Source organism: Sphingomonas carotinifaciens, assembly GCF_009789535.1.
GTDB lineage: Bacteria > Pseudomonadota > Alphaproteobacteria > Sphingomonadales > Sphingomonadaceae > Sphingomonas > Sphingomonas carotinifaciens.
In genome coordinates, this window is record NZ_WSUT01000005.1 from 1,892,129 (window position 1) to 1,907,165 (window position 15,037).

At 67.3% G+C, this 15,037-nt stretch carries 22 protein-coding genes and 1 other RNA gene; 12 read left to right on the top strand and 11 right to left on the bottom strand.

Annotated features, from left to right (window positions below):
• The first annotated feature begins 48 nt into the window (after positions 1 to 48).
• The 8 genes from GQR91_RS11055 to GQR91_RS11090 all read left to right on the top strand — a co-directional run bounded on the left by GQR91_RS11055 (position 49) and on the right by GQR91_RS11090 (position 6,643).
• Positions 49 to 414, top strand: a complete 366-nt coding sequence (locus GQR91_RS11055) for a response regulator (protein WP_112382542.1) — start codon at positions 49 to 51, stop codon at positions 412 to 414.
• A gap of 41 nt (positions 415 to 455) precedes the next feature.
• A complete protein-coding gene (cheB, locus tag GQR91_RS11060) occupies positions 456 to 1,523 on the top strand; it encodes a chemotaxis-specific protein-glutamate methyltransferase CheB (RefSeq protein WP_149681714.1) in 1,068 nt (355 codons plus the stop codon).
• Positions 1,523 to 2,362, top strand: a complete 840-nt coding sequence (locus tag GQR91_RS11065) for a CheR family methyltransferase (protein ID WP_149681713.1) — start codon at positions 1,523 to 1,525, stop codon at positions 2,360 to 2,362. The genes cheB and GQR91_RS11065 overlap by 1 nt, the downstream gene beginning before the upstream one ends.
• 67 nt (positions 2,363 to 2,429) lie before the next feature.
• Positions 2,430 to 3,119: an N-acetylmuramoyl-L-alanine amidase gene (locus GQR91_RS11070; protein ID WP_149681712.1), complete on the top strand. Its 690-nt coding sequence runs from the start codon at positions 2,430 to 2,432 to the stop codon at positions 3,117 to 3,119.
• A gap of 7 nt (positions 3,120 to 3,126) precedes the next feature.
• Complete coding sequence (locus tag GQR91_RS11075; RefSeq protein ID WP_149681711.1) at positions 3,127 to 3,396, top strand: hypothetical protein; 270 nt, start codon at positions 3,127 to 3,129, stop codon at positions 3,394 to 3,396.
• Complete coding sequence (locus tag GQR91_RS11080; RefSeq protein ID WP_149681710.1) at positions 3,387 to 4,175, top strand: TSUP family transporter; 789 nt, start codon at positions 3,387 to 3,389, stop codon at positions 4,173 to 4,175. Before GQR91_RS11075 ends, GQR91_RS11080 begins: the two co-directional genes overlap by 10 nt.
• Before the next feature lie 40 nt (positions 4,176 to 4,215).
• Positions 4,216 to 4,612: RNase P RNA component class A (gene rnpB, locus GQR91_RS11085), an RNA gene on the top strand.
• Positions 4,613 to 4,666: 54 nt separating this feature from the next.
• Positions 4,667 to 6,643 carry an energy transducer TonB gene (locus tag GQR91_RS11090; protein WP_149681709.1) on the top strand — a complete coding sequence of 659 codons (1,977 nt, stop codon included), beginning with the start codon at positions 4,667 to 4,669 and terminating at the stop codon, positions 6,641 to 6,643.
• Positions 6,644 to 6,691: 48 nt separating this feature from the next.
• On the opposite strand, the gene GQR91_RS11095 is transcribed toward GQR91_RS11090, so the two are convergent.
• Complete coding sequence (locus GQR91_RS11095) at positions 6,692 to 7,330, bottom strand: carbonic anhydrase (protein ID WP_149681708.1); 639 nt, start codon at positions 7,328 to 7,330, stop codon at positions 6,692 to 6,694.
• Entirely contained in the window at positions 7,327 to 8,886 is a 1,560-nt protein-coding gene (locus GQR91_RS11100; protein WP_235903917.1) for a SulP family inorganic anion transporter, read from the bottom strand. The genes GQR91_RS11095 and GQR91_RS11100 overlap by 4 nt, the downstream gene beginning before the upstream one ends.
• A 189-nt stretch (positions 8,887 to 9,075) precedes the next feature.
• On the opposite strand from GQR91_RS11100, the gene GQR91_RS11105 reads away from it, so the two are divergent.
• Together GQR91_RS11105 and GQR91_RS11110 are read left to right on the top strand one after the other, a co-directional pair.
• Complete coding sequence (locus GQR91_RS11105) at positions 9,076 to 9,627, top strand: J domain-containing protein (RefSeq protein ID WP_211368601.1); 552 nt, start codon at positions 9,076 to 9,078, stop codon at positions 9,625 to 9,627.
• A complete protein-coding gene (locus GQR91_RS11110) occupies positions 9,624 to 9,932 on the top strand; it encodes a (2Fe-2S) ferredoxin domain-containing protein (RefSeq protein ID WP_149681707.1) in 309 nt (102 codons plus the stop codon). The genes GQR91_RS11105 and GQR91_RS11110 overlap by 4 nt, the downstream gene beginning before the upstream one ends.
• On the opposite strand, the gene GQR91_RS11115 is transcribed toward GQR91_RS11110, so the two are convergent.
• The 9 genes from GQR91_RS11115 to GQR91_RS19130 form a co-directional block, all read right to left on the bottom strand.
• A complete protein-coding gene (locus GQR91_RS11115; RefSeq protein WP_149681706.1) occupies positions 9,923 to 10,327 on the bottom strand; it encodes a SufE family protein in 405 nt (134 codons plus the stop codon). The two genes, GQR91_RS11110 and GQR91_RS11115, sit on opposite strands and share 10 nt — an antisense overlap.
• Positions 10,328 to 10,393: 66 nt before the next feature.
• Positions 10,394 to 10,633 (bottom strand): hypothetical protein, encoded by a 240-nt coding sequence (locus GQR91_RS11120; RefSeq protein WP_112382532.1) that lies wholly within the window; start codon positions 10,631 to 10,633, stop codon positions 10,394 to 10,396.
• 11 nt (positions 10,634 to 10,644) lie between these two features.
• Positions 10,645 to 10,902 (bottom strand): hypothetical protein, encoded by a 258-nt coding sequence (locus tag GQR91_RS11125; RefSeq protein ID WP_235903916.1) that lies wholly within the window; start codon positions 10,900 to 10,902, stop codon positions 10,645 to 10,647.
• Positions 10,903 to 10,930: 28 nt separating this feature from the next.
• A complete protein-coding gene (locus GQR91_RS11130; RefSeq protein WP_112382531.1) occupies positions 10,931 to 11,203 on the bottom strand; it encodes a hypothetical protein in 273 nt (90 codons plus the stop codon).
• Positions 11,204 to 11,214: 11 nt separating this feature from the next.
• Entirely contained in the window at positions 11,215 to 11,487 is a 273-nt protein-coding gene (locus GQR91_RS11135; protein WP_375781567.1) for a hypothetical protein, read from the bottom strand.
• Positions 11,488 to 11,557: 70 nt separating this feature from the next.
• The gene (pspC, locus tag GQR91_RS11140; protein WP_112382529.1) at positions 11,558 to 11,941 is read right to left on the bottom strand and encodes an envelope stress response membrane protein PspC; all 384 of its coding nucleotides are present in this window, start codon (positions 11,939 to 11,941) and stop codon (positions 11,558 to 11,560) included.
• A 1-nt stretch (position 11,942) separates the two neighbouring features.
• Entirely contained in the window at positions 11,943 to 12,236 is a 294-nt protein-coding gene (gene pspB / locus GQR91_RS11145) for an envelope stress response membrane protein PspB (RefSeq protein ID WP_149681704.1), read from the bottom strand.
• 1 nt (position 12,237) lies between these two features.
• On the bottom strand, positions 12,238 to 12,903 hold the full coding sequence (pspA, locus tag GQR91_RS11150; RefSeq protein WP_149681703.1) for a phage shock protein PspA: 666 nt from the start codon (positions 12,901 to 12,903) through the stop codon (positions 12,238 to 12,240).
• A 32-nt stretch (positions 12,904 to 12,935) separates the two neighbouring features.
• Positions 12,936 to 13,250: a hypothetical protein gene (locus GQR91_RS19130; RefSeq protein WP_149681702.1), complete on the bottom strand. Its 315-nt coding sequence runs from the start codon at positions 13,248 to 13,250 to the stop codon at positions 12,936 to 12,938.
• 9 nt (positions 13,251 to 13,259) lie between these two features.
• Between GQR91_RS19130 and pspF the strand changes: the two genes are divergently transcribed.
• Together pspF and GQR91_RS11160 are read left to right on the top strand one after the other, a co-directional pair.
• Positions 13,260 to 14,309, top strand: coding sequence for a phage shock protein operon transcriptional activator (gene pspF, locus GQR91_RS11155; RefSeq protein WP_149681701.1), 1,050 nt, complete (start codon positions 13,260 to 13,262; stop codon positions 14,307 to 14,309).
• Between the two features lie 66 nt (positions 14,310 to 14,375).
• The gene (locus tag GQR91_RS11160) at positions 14,376 to 14,990 is read left to right on the top strand and encodes a superoxide dismutase (RefSeq protein WP_149681700.1); all 615 of its coding nucleotides are present in this window, start codon (positions 14,376 to 14,378) and stop codon (positions 14,988 to 14,990) included.
• The last annotated feature ends 47 nt before the right edge of the window (positions 14,991 to 15,037 follow it).

Here is a 15,037-nt window from a genome sequence, read left to right on the forward strand (position 1 = left end):
CGCTCTATCGTGCGGCTACGCGTACTCCTTCTCCTATAGGGCGTTTCCATGAAGACCTGTCTCGTCGTCGATGACTCCAAGGTGATCCGCAAGGTCGCCCGCCACATCCTGGAGACGCTGGATTTCACCGTGCGCGAGGCGGCGGACGGGCGCGAGGCGCTGGACGCCTGCATGGCCGCGGCGCCCGATGTCGTGCTGCTCGACTGGAACATGCCGGTGATGAGCGGGATGGATTTCCTGCGTGCGTTGCGCGAGGCCGATGTCCGGCCGCGTCCGCGCGTCGTGTTCTGCACGACCGAGAACGGCATGGCCCATATCCGTGCCGCGATCGAGGCGGGTGCCGACGAATATATCATGAAGCCGTTCGACCGCGATACGCTGGAAAGCAAGCTGCAGATCGTCGGCATGGCCTGAACCGGGCTGTAGGGCTTCCTCTTTTCCTTGAGCGATCCGCCATGGCGTCCGATCCGATACTCTCAAGCGCCGAGCCGCCCACCCGCGTGCTGGTGGTGGACGATTCCGCCGTCGCGCGGGCGGTGATCGGCCGGCTGCTGGAGGCGCACCCCGCGTTCCAGGTGGCCGGATCGGTGCCGCACGCCGCCGCCGCGCGCGCGTTTCTGGCGACCAATCGCGTCGACGTCATCCTGCTCGACCTGGAGATGCCCGGCGTGGACGGGCTGACCGCGTTGCCGGACTTGTTGGTGGCGGGGCAGGGGGCGCGGGTGCTGATCGTGTCGTCGGCGGCGACCGAGGGGGCGGTGGCGACGGTGCAGGCGCTGGCGCTGGGGGCGGCGGATACGCTGGTCAAGCCGCACAGCCATGCGCTCTCCGGGCGTTTCGCGGAGATGCTGATCGAGCGGCTGATCGGCCTGCGCCAGCGCACCGTGCAGCCGATGCCGCGAATCGCGGCCGCCGCCCCGGTCACACCGCGGGCCGGGCGGGCGGATGCCTATGACATCGTCGCGATCGGCGCATCGACCGGGGGCATCCATGCGCTCAGCCATGTGCTGCGTGCGCTGCCCGCATCCTTTCACCTGCCGGTGCTGGTCACGCAGCATCTGCCGGCGTCGTTCATTCCCTATTTTGCCGCGCAGCTTTCGGTCCTGGCGGGACGCCCGTGCGATGTCGCGGTCGACCGGATGCGCATCCGGCCCGGCCGCCTGATCGTCGCACCGGGCGATGCCCATATCAACTGCGTCAGCCTCGGCGAGGGGGGCATGGCCATCCGCCTGAGCGACGAGCCGGTCGCCAGCGGCTGCATGCCCTCGGTCGATCCGATGCTCCACTCGCTTGCCGCGGTCTATGGCGAGCGCGCGATGGCGGTCGTGCTGAGCGGCATGGGGCGGGACGGGGCCGAGGGCGCGGGCGCGGTGCGCGGGGCGGGCGGGGCGGTGGTGGTGCAGGACCGCGCCAGCTCCGTCGTGTGGGGCATGCCGGGCGCGGTCGCCAATCATGGCGGCGCCGACGCCGTGCTGCCGCCCGAGGCGATCGGTGCGCTGATCGCCAGCCGGCGGAGGCCGTGATGTCGGCCTCTGCGATCAACGTGCTGGCCGCGCTGCTGGAGGTGCGCACCGGCCAGCATACCGCCAGCCATCGTTCGACCCGGATGGATGCCGCACTGACGCCGCTGATGCGCGCGCGCGGGCTCGACACGCTGGACGATCTGGTCGCGCGCCTGCTCGACGGGCGCGATCCGGCGCTGGCCGGGCATATCGTCGATGCGCTGGTGAACCAGGAAACCTCGTTCTTTCGCGACACCGCGGTGTTCGACATGATGGTGGAGGCGGTCGCCGCCGCCGAAGAACAGGGGCGCCGGGTGCGCATCTGGAGCGCCGGATGCTCGACGGGGCAGGAGCCGCTGTCGCTGGCAATGCTGTTCGCCGAGCGGCAGGAGGCGACCGGCGCGCCCATGCCCGAGATCGTCGCCAGCGACATTTCCACCGCCGCGCTGGCCCGCGCCCGATCGGGGCGGTTTTCGCAGTTCGAGATCCAGCGCGGCCTGCCCATCCGGCGGATGATGCGCTGGTTCGAGGGCGACGGCAGCGAATGGATCGCGCGCCCCGAACTCCTGCGCCACATCGCGTTTCGCCAGATCAACCTGGTCGCCGATCGCCCGCCGGGCGGCGCATTCGACCTGATCCTGTGCCGCAACGTCATGCTGTACCTGAACCCGGTTCCCAAGGCCGGCGCGTTCGACCGGCTGGCCCATGCGCTGGCGCCGGGCGGGCTGCTGGTGCTGGGCGCGGGCGAGACGGTGATCGGCCAGACCCACCGGTTCGAGCCGAGCGGCCGCTTTCGCGGATTCTATCAACCGGCCGAGGGTTGCTCCGGCGGGGGACGGAGCGCCGCCAAGGCCGCTTGACGCCGCGCACCATTCCCGCGATGCGCGGGGCCTCGCGTGGTCAAGGCGCGTGGCCGGGGAAAGCCTGATGACGATCATCGACACGCCGTCGCCCAATTTCGACGAGCGCTCGCTGCCCATCACGATGATCGTGCTGCATTATACCGGCATGCAGGATGCGCAGTCCGCGATCGAGCGGCTGCGCGATCCGGAGGCCAAGGTGTCGTGCCATTATCTGGTGGCCGAGGACGGCACGGTCCTGCGCATGGTGGACGACGACAAGCGCGCCTGGCACGCCGGTCGCTCGCACTGGCGCAGCGTCGACGACGTCAATTCGGCGAGCATCGGCATCGAGATCGTCAATCCCGGCCATGATTGGGGATATCGCCCCTTCCCCGACGAGCAGATCGCCGCGGTCATCGCCCTGGTCCATGACCTGAAGGACCGGTACGCGATCACCCGCGGCAATATCGTCGGCCATTCCGACATCGCGCCCGCCCGCAAGCGCGATCCGGGCGAACTGTTTCCCTGGGGGCAACTCGCGCGGTTGCGCCTGGCCCTCCCGCGGCCGACCAGGAACCTGATGGACCCGATGTGGACGGAGGCGGGCTTCTGCCTGGCGCTGGAACGCTTCGGCTATGACGTGACGGACCGGATGGCGGCGATCATGGCGTTTCAGCGCCGTTTCCGCCCCGAATTGATGGACGGCGAGATCGATGCCGAGTGCCGGATGATCCTGCTCGCGCTGCTGCTGCCCCGGCCGCAGGGTGACGACTGACGCGCTTATGGCCCGCAAATTCTACCTGACGGCCACGATGCCCGACGGCTATGTGAAGACGATCGGGCCGACCGGGACCGCGTTCAGCCATTATTGGCGCATCGTGGCGGTGTTGCAGAACGGCAAGACCGAGGTGTTCTGGGGCCACGCCAAGACGCTGGCCGAAGCGCGTGGCAAGCAGGCGGCCGCCGCCGACGCCGCCCGCCAGCGTGGCTGGACCCGCTACGACTTCGAGATCGCCGAGCTGGAACGGACCAGCGAACCCCCATGCACCTGACGCTGGACGCCGTCCTGTTCCTGATGACGGTGGCGCTGTTCGCCGGCACGATCGACGCGATGGCCGGGGGCGGGGGGCTGCTGACCATTCCGGCGCTGCTGGCGGCGGGCGTGCCGCCGGTTTCCGCGCTGGCGACCAACAAGCTGCAAAGCGCGATCGGGACGGGCTCGGCGTTTCTCGCCTACCGGCGCGGCGGGCATGTCGATCTGCACCGCTTCACCGTGCCGGCGATCGGCGCCTTTGCCGGGTCGGTCGCCGGGGCCACCGCCGTGCAGCATATTGATCCCGGCTTCCTTGCCGGGCTGGTGCCGGTGCTGTTGATCGTGATGGCGCTCTACTTCCTGCTGTCGCCGCCGATGAGCGATGTGGATCGCCATGCGCGGCTGGGGCGGATCGGGCTGACCGGGGTGGTGAGCGTCATCGGCTTTTACGACGGCTTTTTCGGGCCGGGCACGGGATCGTTCATCACCACCGCGCTGGTCGCGCTGGGCGGGCTGGGGCTGGTGCGCGCGATCGCCAATACCAAGTTCCTGAACCTGGCGACCAACCTTGCCGGGGTGCTGGCGATGATCGCGGGCGGGCAGATGTTGTGGATGCTGGGGCTGGGCATGGCGGCGGCCAATGTCGCGGGCAACCAGATCGGCGCGCGGCTGGCGATGCGCTTCGGCGGGCGGGGGGTGCGGCCGCTGCTGGTCGTCATGTCGATCGCGCTGACGATCAAGCTGCTCGCCGATCCCGCCAACCCGGCACGGGGCTGGATCGCGGCGCTGGTCGGATAGGTCTGGTCAGCGCGCCCTCATGCCGCTACAGCCCGCACCGCCAGAGGGTCGGGCGGCCGCGGCTCCAGCGATGGAGGCGAGGAAAGTCCGGGCTCCGCGGAACAACGGTGCCGGGTAACGCCCGGCGGGGGCGACCCCAGGGACAGTGCAACAGAGAGCAGACGACCCAATCCTTCGGGACGAAGCCTTCGGGCAGGTCAAGGTGAAAGGGTGCGGCAAGAGCGCACCGCGGCCCTGGTAACAGGGACGGCACGGCAAACCCCACCGGGAGCAAGACCGAATAGGGATGGCATGGGCCTTCATGGTCCGGGGCGTGTTCCCGCCCGCCGTCCGGGTTGGTTGCTTGAGGCGGCGCGCAAGCGTCGTCCTAGACGAATGGTCGCCCATCCGGCCTTGTGGCCGGTGGACAGAACCCGGCTTACAGACCCTCTGGCGTTATCCTTTCGAATGGTTCAGACCTCGGGCGACGAGGTTTGGGAGGGCCATGGGGGATGCACGATTTCACCACCGCGCGCGCGCTGATCGCGGCAGCACTGCTCACGGGCAGCGCGTCCGCACAACAGCAGCCTGCGACCGGCAGTGTCCAGCAGGATTACGACGCGGCCACCGCGCTCGACGCGGGCAAGGACAATGCCTCGGCGCTGGCGGCCTGGGAAAAGCTGGAGCCGCGCACCAAGCAGGGCAGCCGCAGCCGGGCGATCGTGCAGGTGCGCCGGGGCGGCGCGCTGTTCCGCCTCGGGCGCCGGGACGAGGCGCTGGCGATGATCCGCACCGGGCTGGCGGGCTTGCCCACCGATGACGCTTCGCTGGCGGAGGACCGGTCCAAGGCGCATGCGATGCTGGGCCGGATCGCCGCCGATGCGTTCGATTATGCGGGCGCCGCCGCCGAATATGCGCAGGCGGAGAAGAATGCGGTCGTCCCCGCCGATATGCTGATCGCGTTGCTCGGGCTGTCCCAGGCGCAGATTTTCACCGATCCGGCCGCCGCCGGGGCGACGCTGGACCGGGCCGATGCGGTTTTGAAGACCGCTTCGGTCGACAATGCTTCGCGTGCCCTGTTCATGCGGCGCCGGGCGATGCTGCACATGAATCAGGGTGATTTTGAGGTGGCACGCCGCGACGGCAAGGCCGCGGTGCAACTGCTGGGCGGGATCACCAATCGCACCGACCTGCTGGACGTGTCCGCCCGGTCCGATACGGCGATCGCCGCGCTGCTTGGCGGGCATGAGGAGGAAGCGCGCGAATATCTCGCCTATACCGGCGCCGGGCGCTCCACCAAGGGCGAGTTTTCGCCCGGTGCCCAGATGAAGGCCCCGGACTGCGGCGGCGAGGCGGATCTGCGCCCCGAGGATGTCGGCGTCGTGGAATTCAGCATCGGCGACGACGGCACGGTGATCCAGGCCACGCCCATCTACGCCTCGGGCGGCGGGGAAAAGGCACTGGCCTTTGCCCGGATCGTCCAGGACTGGTGGTGGAATCCGGAGCAGATCAAAACGCTGCCGGCCTTTTACCGCTACAATATGCGCGTCGAGATGCGGTGTTCGACCGCCTTTTCGCGGCCCTCGATCGGGGGAGAGCTGGATAGCGAAGCGGTGGCGTGGCTGGAAGGCAAGGGCGTGACGGTGGCCCCCGATACGGAGCGGCCGGGGCCCGCCACGCTGGCCGCGCAGCGCGAGGCCCTGCGCCAGGCAGACGCAGGCAAGGGGGCGGAGTCGCTGGCGGCGCTGGGCGCGATCCAGGCGCTGCTCACCAACGCCATGGTGCCGGACGCGGAGAAGAAGCCGCTGGCCACCCGTGCGCTGGCGATCGCGACGGCGGCGGGCGCGCCCGCCCCGGTCAGGCTCAACTATGCGATGACGATGTTGACCGCCGACGCACCCGATCTGTGGAAGCCCGGCCGCTTCCGGCGTGCGGTCGAGCCGATGCTGACCGACCCTGTCTATGCCCGCGATCCACAGGCGCGCGCCGCGCTGCGGCTGATGATCGCCGATCGCGATCGCAAGAGGGGCGCGGAGAGCGAGCCGCTGTTGCGGCAGGTGGCCGACGATGGCGCGCTTGCGGCCAATGACCCGCTGAAGGTGGGGGCGCTGGTTCGTCTCGCCTCGCTGGCGCAGGCGCGTGGCGACGGGACGGCGGCAAGGGCGGCGTTCGATCGCACCGGGCTGTCGGCGAACCAGTGCAGCATCATGGATGCACCACCCAAGCAACTCTCCAGCTTCGGCGCCAATGATTTTCCGACGGACGCACTGCGCTGGGGGTTCGAGGGGTGGACGCAGCTGCAATATGACGTGAAGGCGGACGGCAGTGTGGCCAATGCTCGCACGCTGCTCAGCTATCCGCCCTTCGTCTTTTCAAAGGCGGGCACGAAGATGTTCAGCGCGGCACGCTATGCCAAGACCTATCGGCCCGATGGCAGCCTGGGCTGCGGCGCGACGACGCAGCGCGTGAACTTCCGCTTGCCGGGGTGAAGTGGGACGCCACCGTCGGGCGTGACCGCCTGACGGTGGCTGACCGGATTACACCAGGACCTTGTCGGGGTTGCCGACCGCGCTCAATTCGGTGCTGGCGTCGATTTCCATCAGCGTTTTGATATGGCCGTCGCGCATGTCGTAGACCCAGCCGTGCAGCCAAAGTTCGCGGCCTTCGCGGAAGGCGTTCTGGATGATGTCGATGCGCGCGAGATGCATCAACTGGTCGCGCACGTTCAGCTCGACCAGCCGGTTGACCTTGCCGTCCTCGGTCGGTTCGGCATCGATCTCGGCACGGTGGCGGTGCAGCACGTCGCGGGCATTGCCCAGCCAGGTATCGACCGGGCCGCTGGTCCCGCCCAACAGGGCCGCCTGCACCCCGCCGCACCCATGATGGCCGCACAGGATGACGTGGCGGACCTTCAGCACGTCGACGGCATATTGCACCACCGACAACAGGTTCAGATCGTCGTCATGGACGAGGTTGGCGATGTTCCTGTGCAGGAACATGCCGCCCGGCGGGGTCATCGTCATCCGCTCGGGCGTGACGCGGCTGTCCGAACAGCCGATCCACAGGAAATCGGGCTTCTGCCCCGCCGTCTGGCGTTCGAAAAAGTCCGCCTTTTCCTCGATCAGTTCGGTCGCCCACGCCTTGTTGGCGAGCAGGAGCTGCTTGTATTCTCTCATGCGAAGCGCACTCCGGCGATGGGGGCGTTGATGAGCGGCGCGCTGCGCTCGGCGATGTCGCCGCGGACGATCACGTCGATGTCGCGGTAGGCGGCGCCCTTGATGAAGGCGTTGATGATGTCGACATTGTCGAGGTCGACATAAGACGTGGAGGACAGGTCGATCAGCAGGTTCGCGCCGTCGGGTACGCGGGCAAGCTGCTGTTGCAGTTCGTATTTGTGGATGAAGTACAGGTTGCGCCGAGCGCGGATCAGGCAATCCTCGCCTTCGCAGGCGAAGGTGATGGCGGTGCGGAAGTTGCGGGCGACGACGAACACGAAGCCGACGGCCAGGCCGATCAGGATGCCGATCAGGAGGTCGGTGAACAGGATCGCCAGCACGGTGGCGACAAAGGGCACGAACTGCGTCCAGCCCTGCTTGAACCGCTCGGTAAACAGCTTGGGCTTGGTCAGCTTGTAGCCGGTGGCGATCAGCACCGCGGCGAGCGCCGAGAGCGGGATCAGGTTCAGCATCACCGGGATCAGCGCGACCGACAGGAGCAGCCACAGCGCGTGCAGCATCGCGGACAGCTTGCTTTCGGCGCCGGCATCGACATTGGCCGAGGAGCGGACGATCACCGAGGTGACGGGCAGGCCGCCGAGCAGGCCGGACACGATGTTGCCGCTGCCCTGCGCCATCAGCTCCCAGTTCTTGTCGGTGGTGCGGCGGCGCGGGTCGATCTCGTCCACCGCCTTGACGCTCAGGAGCGATTCCAGGCTGGCGACGATCGCCAGCGTCACCGCGCTGGTCCACACCACGCCCATGGTCAGGCCGCTGAAATCGGGCATGCGGAACAGGCCGACAAACTCCGCCGGGCTGCCGGCGACGGGCACCTGCACCAGATGCTTTGCGCCCAGTTGCCAGCCCGGCACGGTCGCGCCGAGCAGCGCATTGCCGACGACGCCGATCACCACCACGAGCAGCGGGCCGGGCACGAAGCGCAGCGGACCCTGCTTGGGGCGGTACGCGTCCCAGGTGAACAGGAAGAGCAGGCAGACGACGCCGATGACGATCGCGCCGGGCGTGACGTCGCTGGTCACGCTGGTCCACAGGTCGGTAAAGGTGTTGCCGCCCGATGCGGTGGCGAATTCGAAGCTGCCCTCGAAATCGCCGTCATAGCCGACGAGATGGGGCACCTGCTTCAGGATCAGGATCAGGCCGATCGCGGCCAGCATGCCGGTGATGACGGAGGAGGGGACGAATTCCGCCAGAATGCCGGCGCGGGTGAAGGAGAAACCCAGTTGCAGCACGCCGGCCAGCATCACCGCGACCAGAAAGATCTGGTAGCTGGGCATCCGCTCGATCGCTTCCAGCACGATCACGGTGAGCCCGGCCGCCGGCCCGCTGACCGACAGGGGCGATTTCGACACGAAGCCGACGACCAGCCCGCCGACGATCCCCGCGATCAGGCCCGAGAAGAGCGGTGCCCCGGATGCCAGTGCGATGCCCAGGCACAAGGGCAGGGCGACCAGCGCCACCACGATCGAGGCCGGGACATCCGCCCGAAGATTGGCCATAAAGGAACGGGAAGTCGGCACCATTGATCCTACTCGCTAAAGCATCGGCACCACTGTCCGTTTTCTTCGGACATGAGAGCTTTCATGACATGTTCATGATGGCAGGGCAGGCGCGACGGTCAAGGGGTTACGGCCGGCATGGCACCTTTCGCGCGCGCGCCACGTCTTGCACCGGCGGCGCATCGCCTTATGTCCGCTCCTGTGGCGCGACCGACTACACGATCGAACGATTGGGGCTTTCCCCGCTGGCGAGGCTATGGCTCGGGCCGCGAGGCCAAGCCCGTGCGGATCTGCGACCGGCACGGCTGTGACGAGCCGGGCAATTGTCCGGCCCCCAAATCTCCCAACAATCCCGATCGTTGGTACTTCTGCACCAACCATGCCGCCGAGTATAATCGCGGCTGGGACTATTTTCAGGGGCTGGACGCCGAGGAAGCGGCGGCGCGCGAAGCGGGCGAGCGGCGGACCAATGCCGGCTATGCGCAATCGCGCCATCATGGCTGGGCGGGGTCGGGCGACGGCAGCCGGTCGCGTGACGAGATGCGCGCGCTGGACGTGCTGGGGCTGGAGCCGGACGCCACCTTCGACCTGATCCGCGCGACGTGGCGCGGACTGGCCAAGGCGAATCACCCCGATGTCCGCCCGAACGATCCGGATGCGGCGACGCGGTTCCAGCAGGTGCAGGCCGCCTATGAGGTGCTGCGTGCCGCCGAGGAGATGCGGAGCACGCAGCGCGCATGATCCGGCGTGCAAAGGCGGAGTGGACCGGCGCCGTGCTGGTCTGCGGCAAATGTTCCAAGAAGGTCGGTGGCGGGTTCGGCCCGAAGGGCAGGACGCCGCTCGCCAAGGTGCTGCGCAAGCTGATCGGGGGCAAGGGGCGCAAGGCACCGCTGGGCGTAGTCGAGACCAGGTGCCTGAAGCTGTGCCCCAGGAACGCCGTCACCCTGGTCGATACCGCGCGGCCAGGCGAATGGCTGGTGGTGTCGCCCGGCGATCCGGTGGCGGAAATCGCCATGCGTCTGGGGCGGGGTACCCCTCAGGCGTAGCGCGCGGCTGTATCCCGGATCAGCGCGATCATGTTCGGAATCCCCTGCGTCCGGTTCGAGCTCAGCTGGTTCTTCAGGTCGAAGGGGGCCAGTTCTCCCTCGATATCGGTGGCGGAGATCGCGGCGGGCTCACGGTCCTGCACGGTGAGCAGGACCAGCGCGATGATCCCCTTGGTGATCGCCGCATTCGAATCGGCGAGGAAATGGAGCGTGCCGTCCTCTTGGCGGGTCGGATAGACCCAGACCGATGCGGAGCAGCCGCGTACCAGCGTCGCATCGGTCTTCAACGGCTCGGGCATCGGCTCCAGCTCGCGGCCCAGATCGATCAGCAACCGGTAGCGATCGTCGGCGTCGAGAAAATCATATTCGTCGCGAAGGTCGGCTAGGTTCGGCATGGGCCCTGCGCTACCGCCTCGGGCCCCCGGGGGCAACCGCCGGGGGCAAAACGCCCCTTGCCCGGTTCAGAGGTCGACCCCCGCGGCGATCGCCTCCAGCTTGCGGATGCGCTCCTTCAGGTCCGCCATTTCGATGCGGGCGCCCGCATTGGCCGGGGACGTGAAGGGCAGGTCGTGCGCCCGGTCATATTCGCGGTTCTTGAGCTGGAGCCAGCCGCGCCATCCGGCCAGCGCGGCGGCGGTGGTCATGCCCAGCCCGACGAGCCCGGCGGCGGCCATGGTGATGTAGAAATCGGGGTCCGTCATGTCCGCCTCCCTTAGCGGTCGCGAAGCCGGTCGATCTCACGGTCGAGGTCGACGGTCTTGTGGTTGTCGGTGATCACGCGCTCCAGCACCTGGATGCGCTCCTTCAACTGCTGCATTTCCTGGCGCATCGCGCGGGTTTCGCCGTCCTGCTCGCCATGGCTCCGGTCCATCAGGTCGAGCCCGGGCGATCGCCGATGCTTACCCCTGACGACGCTGGCGATCATCACGATCATCACGATCAGGACGACCATCACCTGTCCGCCGCTCATCTTTCATCTCCCTTGTATCTTTTGGTTTTCAGTTGAGCGGACGCTCGTCGCGCAGCCGCTCGATCTCGTCCGACAGGTCCATCCCCCTGTCGGTGACGATGCGTTCCAGCACGCGCACCCGCTGTTCCAGACGCTCGGTCTGCGCTGCATATTGTGCAGCCTTTTCCGCGGTTTGCGAGCCCATGATCTCCAACTGCCGCTCCTTGAAGCGCAGGTGGCGCTTGAACATGTCGCCAGCGACGCCGACCATCACCGGCAAGCCGACAAGGATGAAGAAGAAGGCGATGACATATCCGTTCATGGCTCGGTCCTTCAGTTCGCCTTGTGCCGAAGCTGCTCGATCTCGTGATCCAGCCGGTGGCTGCCATCGGTGACGATGCGTTCCACCACCGCAAGCCGGTCCTTGACCGCGCCCATTTCGGCGCGGAGCTGCGCGTTTTCCTGGCTGAGCAGGCGGATGCGCTCGGCGGCCTCCTGATCGGTCTTGGGATAGATCGCCTGACCCCAGGCACCGTCCAGCGGGTAGCCGTTCTTGATGCGCATCCAGGTGGTCAGCACCCAGCCGCCGATCCCCAGCGACGCCATGATCGCGATAAAGGGGAACAGGGCCTGTATCGTCGCGAATTTATCAGGGGACATGGTCTTATCCTCCGGGTCAGCGCAGGCTGTCGATCTCGTCGGCCAGGCGGCTGTTGCGGCTGGTATAGTGCAGCTCGATGTCGGCGAGCCGGCGGTCGATGTCGCGGAACTTGGAGCGGACCTCGGCGGTCGAACGCTTCGGGTTCGAGCGGACACCCTGCCAGAACTTGGCGTCGTCATCGGTCTGATACAGGCCGATCGGCTTGGCCGTCGCCATCCAGGCGACGAGGACATAGGCAAGGGGAACCCAGGGGATGCCGACGCCCGATACGGTGAGCAGGACGGCGGCGACCCGGACCCACAGCGCGTCGATCCCCGTATAGTCGGCGATCCCGGCGCACACGCCCTTGAACTTGGCGTTCTGCTTGTCGAGGTAGAATTGCGTGCGGCTGGCGGACATGTCAGTTCCTCCGATCGGGTGCGTAGTCGCCCTTGGTCAGGCGGGGTTCGGGTTGCCATTCGGGGGCGGCGATGCCCGATTTCCAGTTGGGATTGTCGGCGGCGACGATGCGTTCGACCGTGTTCACCCGGTCTTCCAGGCGGCGGGCGAGCATGTGCAGCTCGTCGAGCAGTTGCTCGTCCTCATGCGTGATCTTGGGCGCCTGCTTCCACTTGGTGACATAGTGGAAGATGAGCCACGGCAGGCCGAGAAAGATGATCGGAAACGCGACGATGGGGACGACGATGTCTTCCATCTCAGCCCTCCTTCTTCATGCGCGCCTTCAGGGCGGCGAGATCGGCATCGACCTTGTCGGAGGTGCGCAGCTCGGCAATCTCCTCCTCCAGCGTCTTGGCGACACCCAGGCCCAGTGCGTCGGCGCGGCCCTCGGCCTCGTCCACCCGGCGTTCCAGCACGTCGAAGCGGCTGAAGGCGTCGTGCGTCTTGGGGCCGTTCCACATCTCGCGCAGGCGGACGCGGGTGTTGGCGCTTTCCAGCCGGGTCTGCACCGCATTCTGCTTGGTGCGGGCCTCGCGCAGCTTGTTCTGCAGCTTGGTGATGTCCTCTTCCGACGCGCGCAGCGCATCGTCGAGCACCTGCACCTCGACCGACAACTGGTCGGCCATGTCGGCCGCCTTCTGCCGCTCGACCAGAGCCGCCTTGGCCAGGTCCTCGCGGTCCTTGGACAGCGCCAGCTCGGCCTTTTCGGTCCAGCTTGCCTGAAGCTGCTCCAGCTTGCTGATGTGGCGGCGCATCTCCTTCTGGTCCGCGATCGTGCGGGCCGCGGAGGCGCGCACCTCGACCAGCGTTTCCTCCATTTCGAGGATGATCATGCGGATCATCTTCGCGGGGTCCTCCGCCTTGTCGAGCAGGTCGGCGAAGTTGGCGGCAACGATATCGCGGGTGCGGGAGAAAATGCCCATCGGGTACTCCTTGGGGAAACAGGTTGCGGCGATTATGCGACCGGACCGGTCGCCGCCGCAACGGGGGTTTCGGTGTGGGACGCCGTCGCCGGGGCCAGCGCGCCGAACAGGCAGGTGGCGCTCATCAGGATGGTGCAGGCGACGGTGGCGAACTTGCGGCTGATCTCGGTGGTGAACATGGTGGAAATCCCTTTTTTCTGAACCTTGGTGATCCGCCGATCGGCGGGATGCCAACAGCTTTGCAGGACCCGTGCCAGTTTCAAAAATGGCGGTTTTTCGTGCGGTTTGCCGATCGTTGCACGCCTAACCCATATTCCCGCTTGCCAAGCCTTGGTGAAATCCGCCACCAATTGGCCATGGAGCGGACGAGCCAGGTAATCGGTCAGTCGGGGGCGTTCCTCGACGCATTGGAACGCGCTAGCCGGGCGGCGGCGCTGGACCGGCCCGTGCTCGTCATCGGCGAGCGGGGAACGGGCAAGGAATTGGTGGCCGAACGGCTCCACCGCCTGTCGCCGCGCTGGGACCAGCCGCTGGTCGTCATGAACTGCGCGGCACTTCCCGAAACGCTGATCGAGGCGGAATTGTTCGGGCATGAGGCGGGTGCGTTCACCGGCGCCGCCAAGACGCGCGCCGGGCGGTTCGAGGAAGCCGATGGCGGCACGCTGTTCCTGGACGAGCTCGGCACATTGTCGATGGCGGCGCAGGACCGATTGCTGCGCGCGGTCGAATATGGCGAGGTAACCCGGATCGGTGCGTCGCGGCCGATGCGCGTCGATGTCCGCATCGTCGCCGCCACCAACGAACATCTGCCCGACAAGGTGGAGGCGCACGAGTTTCGCGCCGACCTGCTCGACCGGCTGTCGTTCGAGGTCGTGACGCTGCCGCCGCTCAGGGCGCGGCAGGCCGATATCATGGTGCTGGCCGATCATTTCGGGCGGCGGATGGCGGCGGAGATCGGCTGGGACCGCTGGCCGGGCTTCGGGCCGGCGGCGGTCGATGCGTTGATGCAGCATCGCTGGCCGGGGAATGTGCGGGAATTGCGCAACGTGGTGGAGCGCGCCGTGTACCGGTGGGAGCGGGAGGGGCCGGTGGATGCGATCGAGATCGATCCGTTCCAGTCGCCGTTCCGGCCCAAGGGACAGTCGCCCGCGGCATCCGCCGCCGTCGCCGCGGCGCCGTCGACGCCGGCGAGGGAGGAGCCGTCCTCGGGCGACGAGGTCGCCGCCTGTGAAGTGGGGCCGTCCGACTTCAAGAGCCGGGTGGCGCGGTTCGAGCGGGAGTTGCTGGCCAAGTCGCTGGCGGACAACCGGTTCAACCAGCGGACTACGGCGGATGCGCTCGGCCTGTCCTATGATCAGCTTCGTCATGCGCTTCGTCGTCATGACCTGATCGGTACGGTTGCGTAATCAGGCCGGGGGAGCCATTTGGGGCGCCTCGCGTTTGCCACGGCAAATCCCCAAGGAGACAAAGAAATGGCGTTCGAACTGCCCCCGCTGCCGTATGACTATGACGCGCTGGAGCCGGTGATCTCCAAGGAGACGATGACCTTCCACCACGACAAGCATCACAAGGCCTATACCGACAAGCTGAACGAAGGCGTCGAAAAGGACGCATCGCTGCAGGGCAAGTCGATCGAGGACATTCTCGGCCAGATCTCGTCGCAGCCGCCGCTGGTGCGCAACAATGGCGGTGGATACTGGAACCACGACTTCTTCTGGAAGATCCTTTCCAAGCCGGGCACCGGTGGCCAGCCGTCGGAGAAGCTGCAGGCGGCGATCGACGCCTATGGCGGCCTCGACAAGCTGAAGGAAGACTTCAACACCAAGGGCGCCGGGCAGTTCGGCTCGGGCTGGGCGTGGGTGATCGTCGACGGCTCGGGCGCGCTCAAGGTGACCTCGACCCCGAACCAGGACAATCCGCTGATGGACGACGTGGCCGACAAGGGCACGCCGATCCTGGGCAACGACGTGTGGGAACACGCCTATTACCTCACCTACAAGAACGACCGCGCCGCCTATCTGAAGGCGTGGTGGGACGTGGTGAACTGGAACGAGGTGTCGAAGCGCTTCGAGGCGGCCGGCGCCTGACGTCGACATCCCTCCCGCTCCGGCGGGAGGGATGGGAAGGGGGCGTA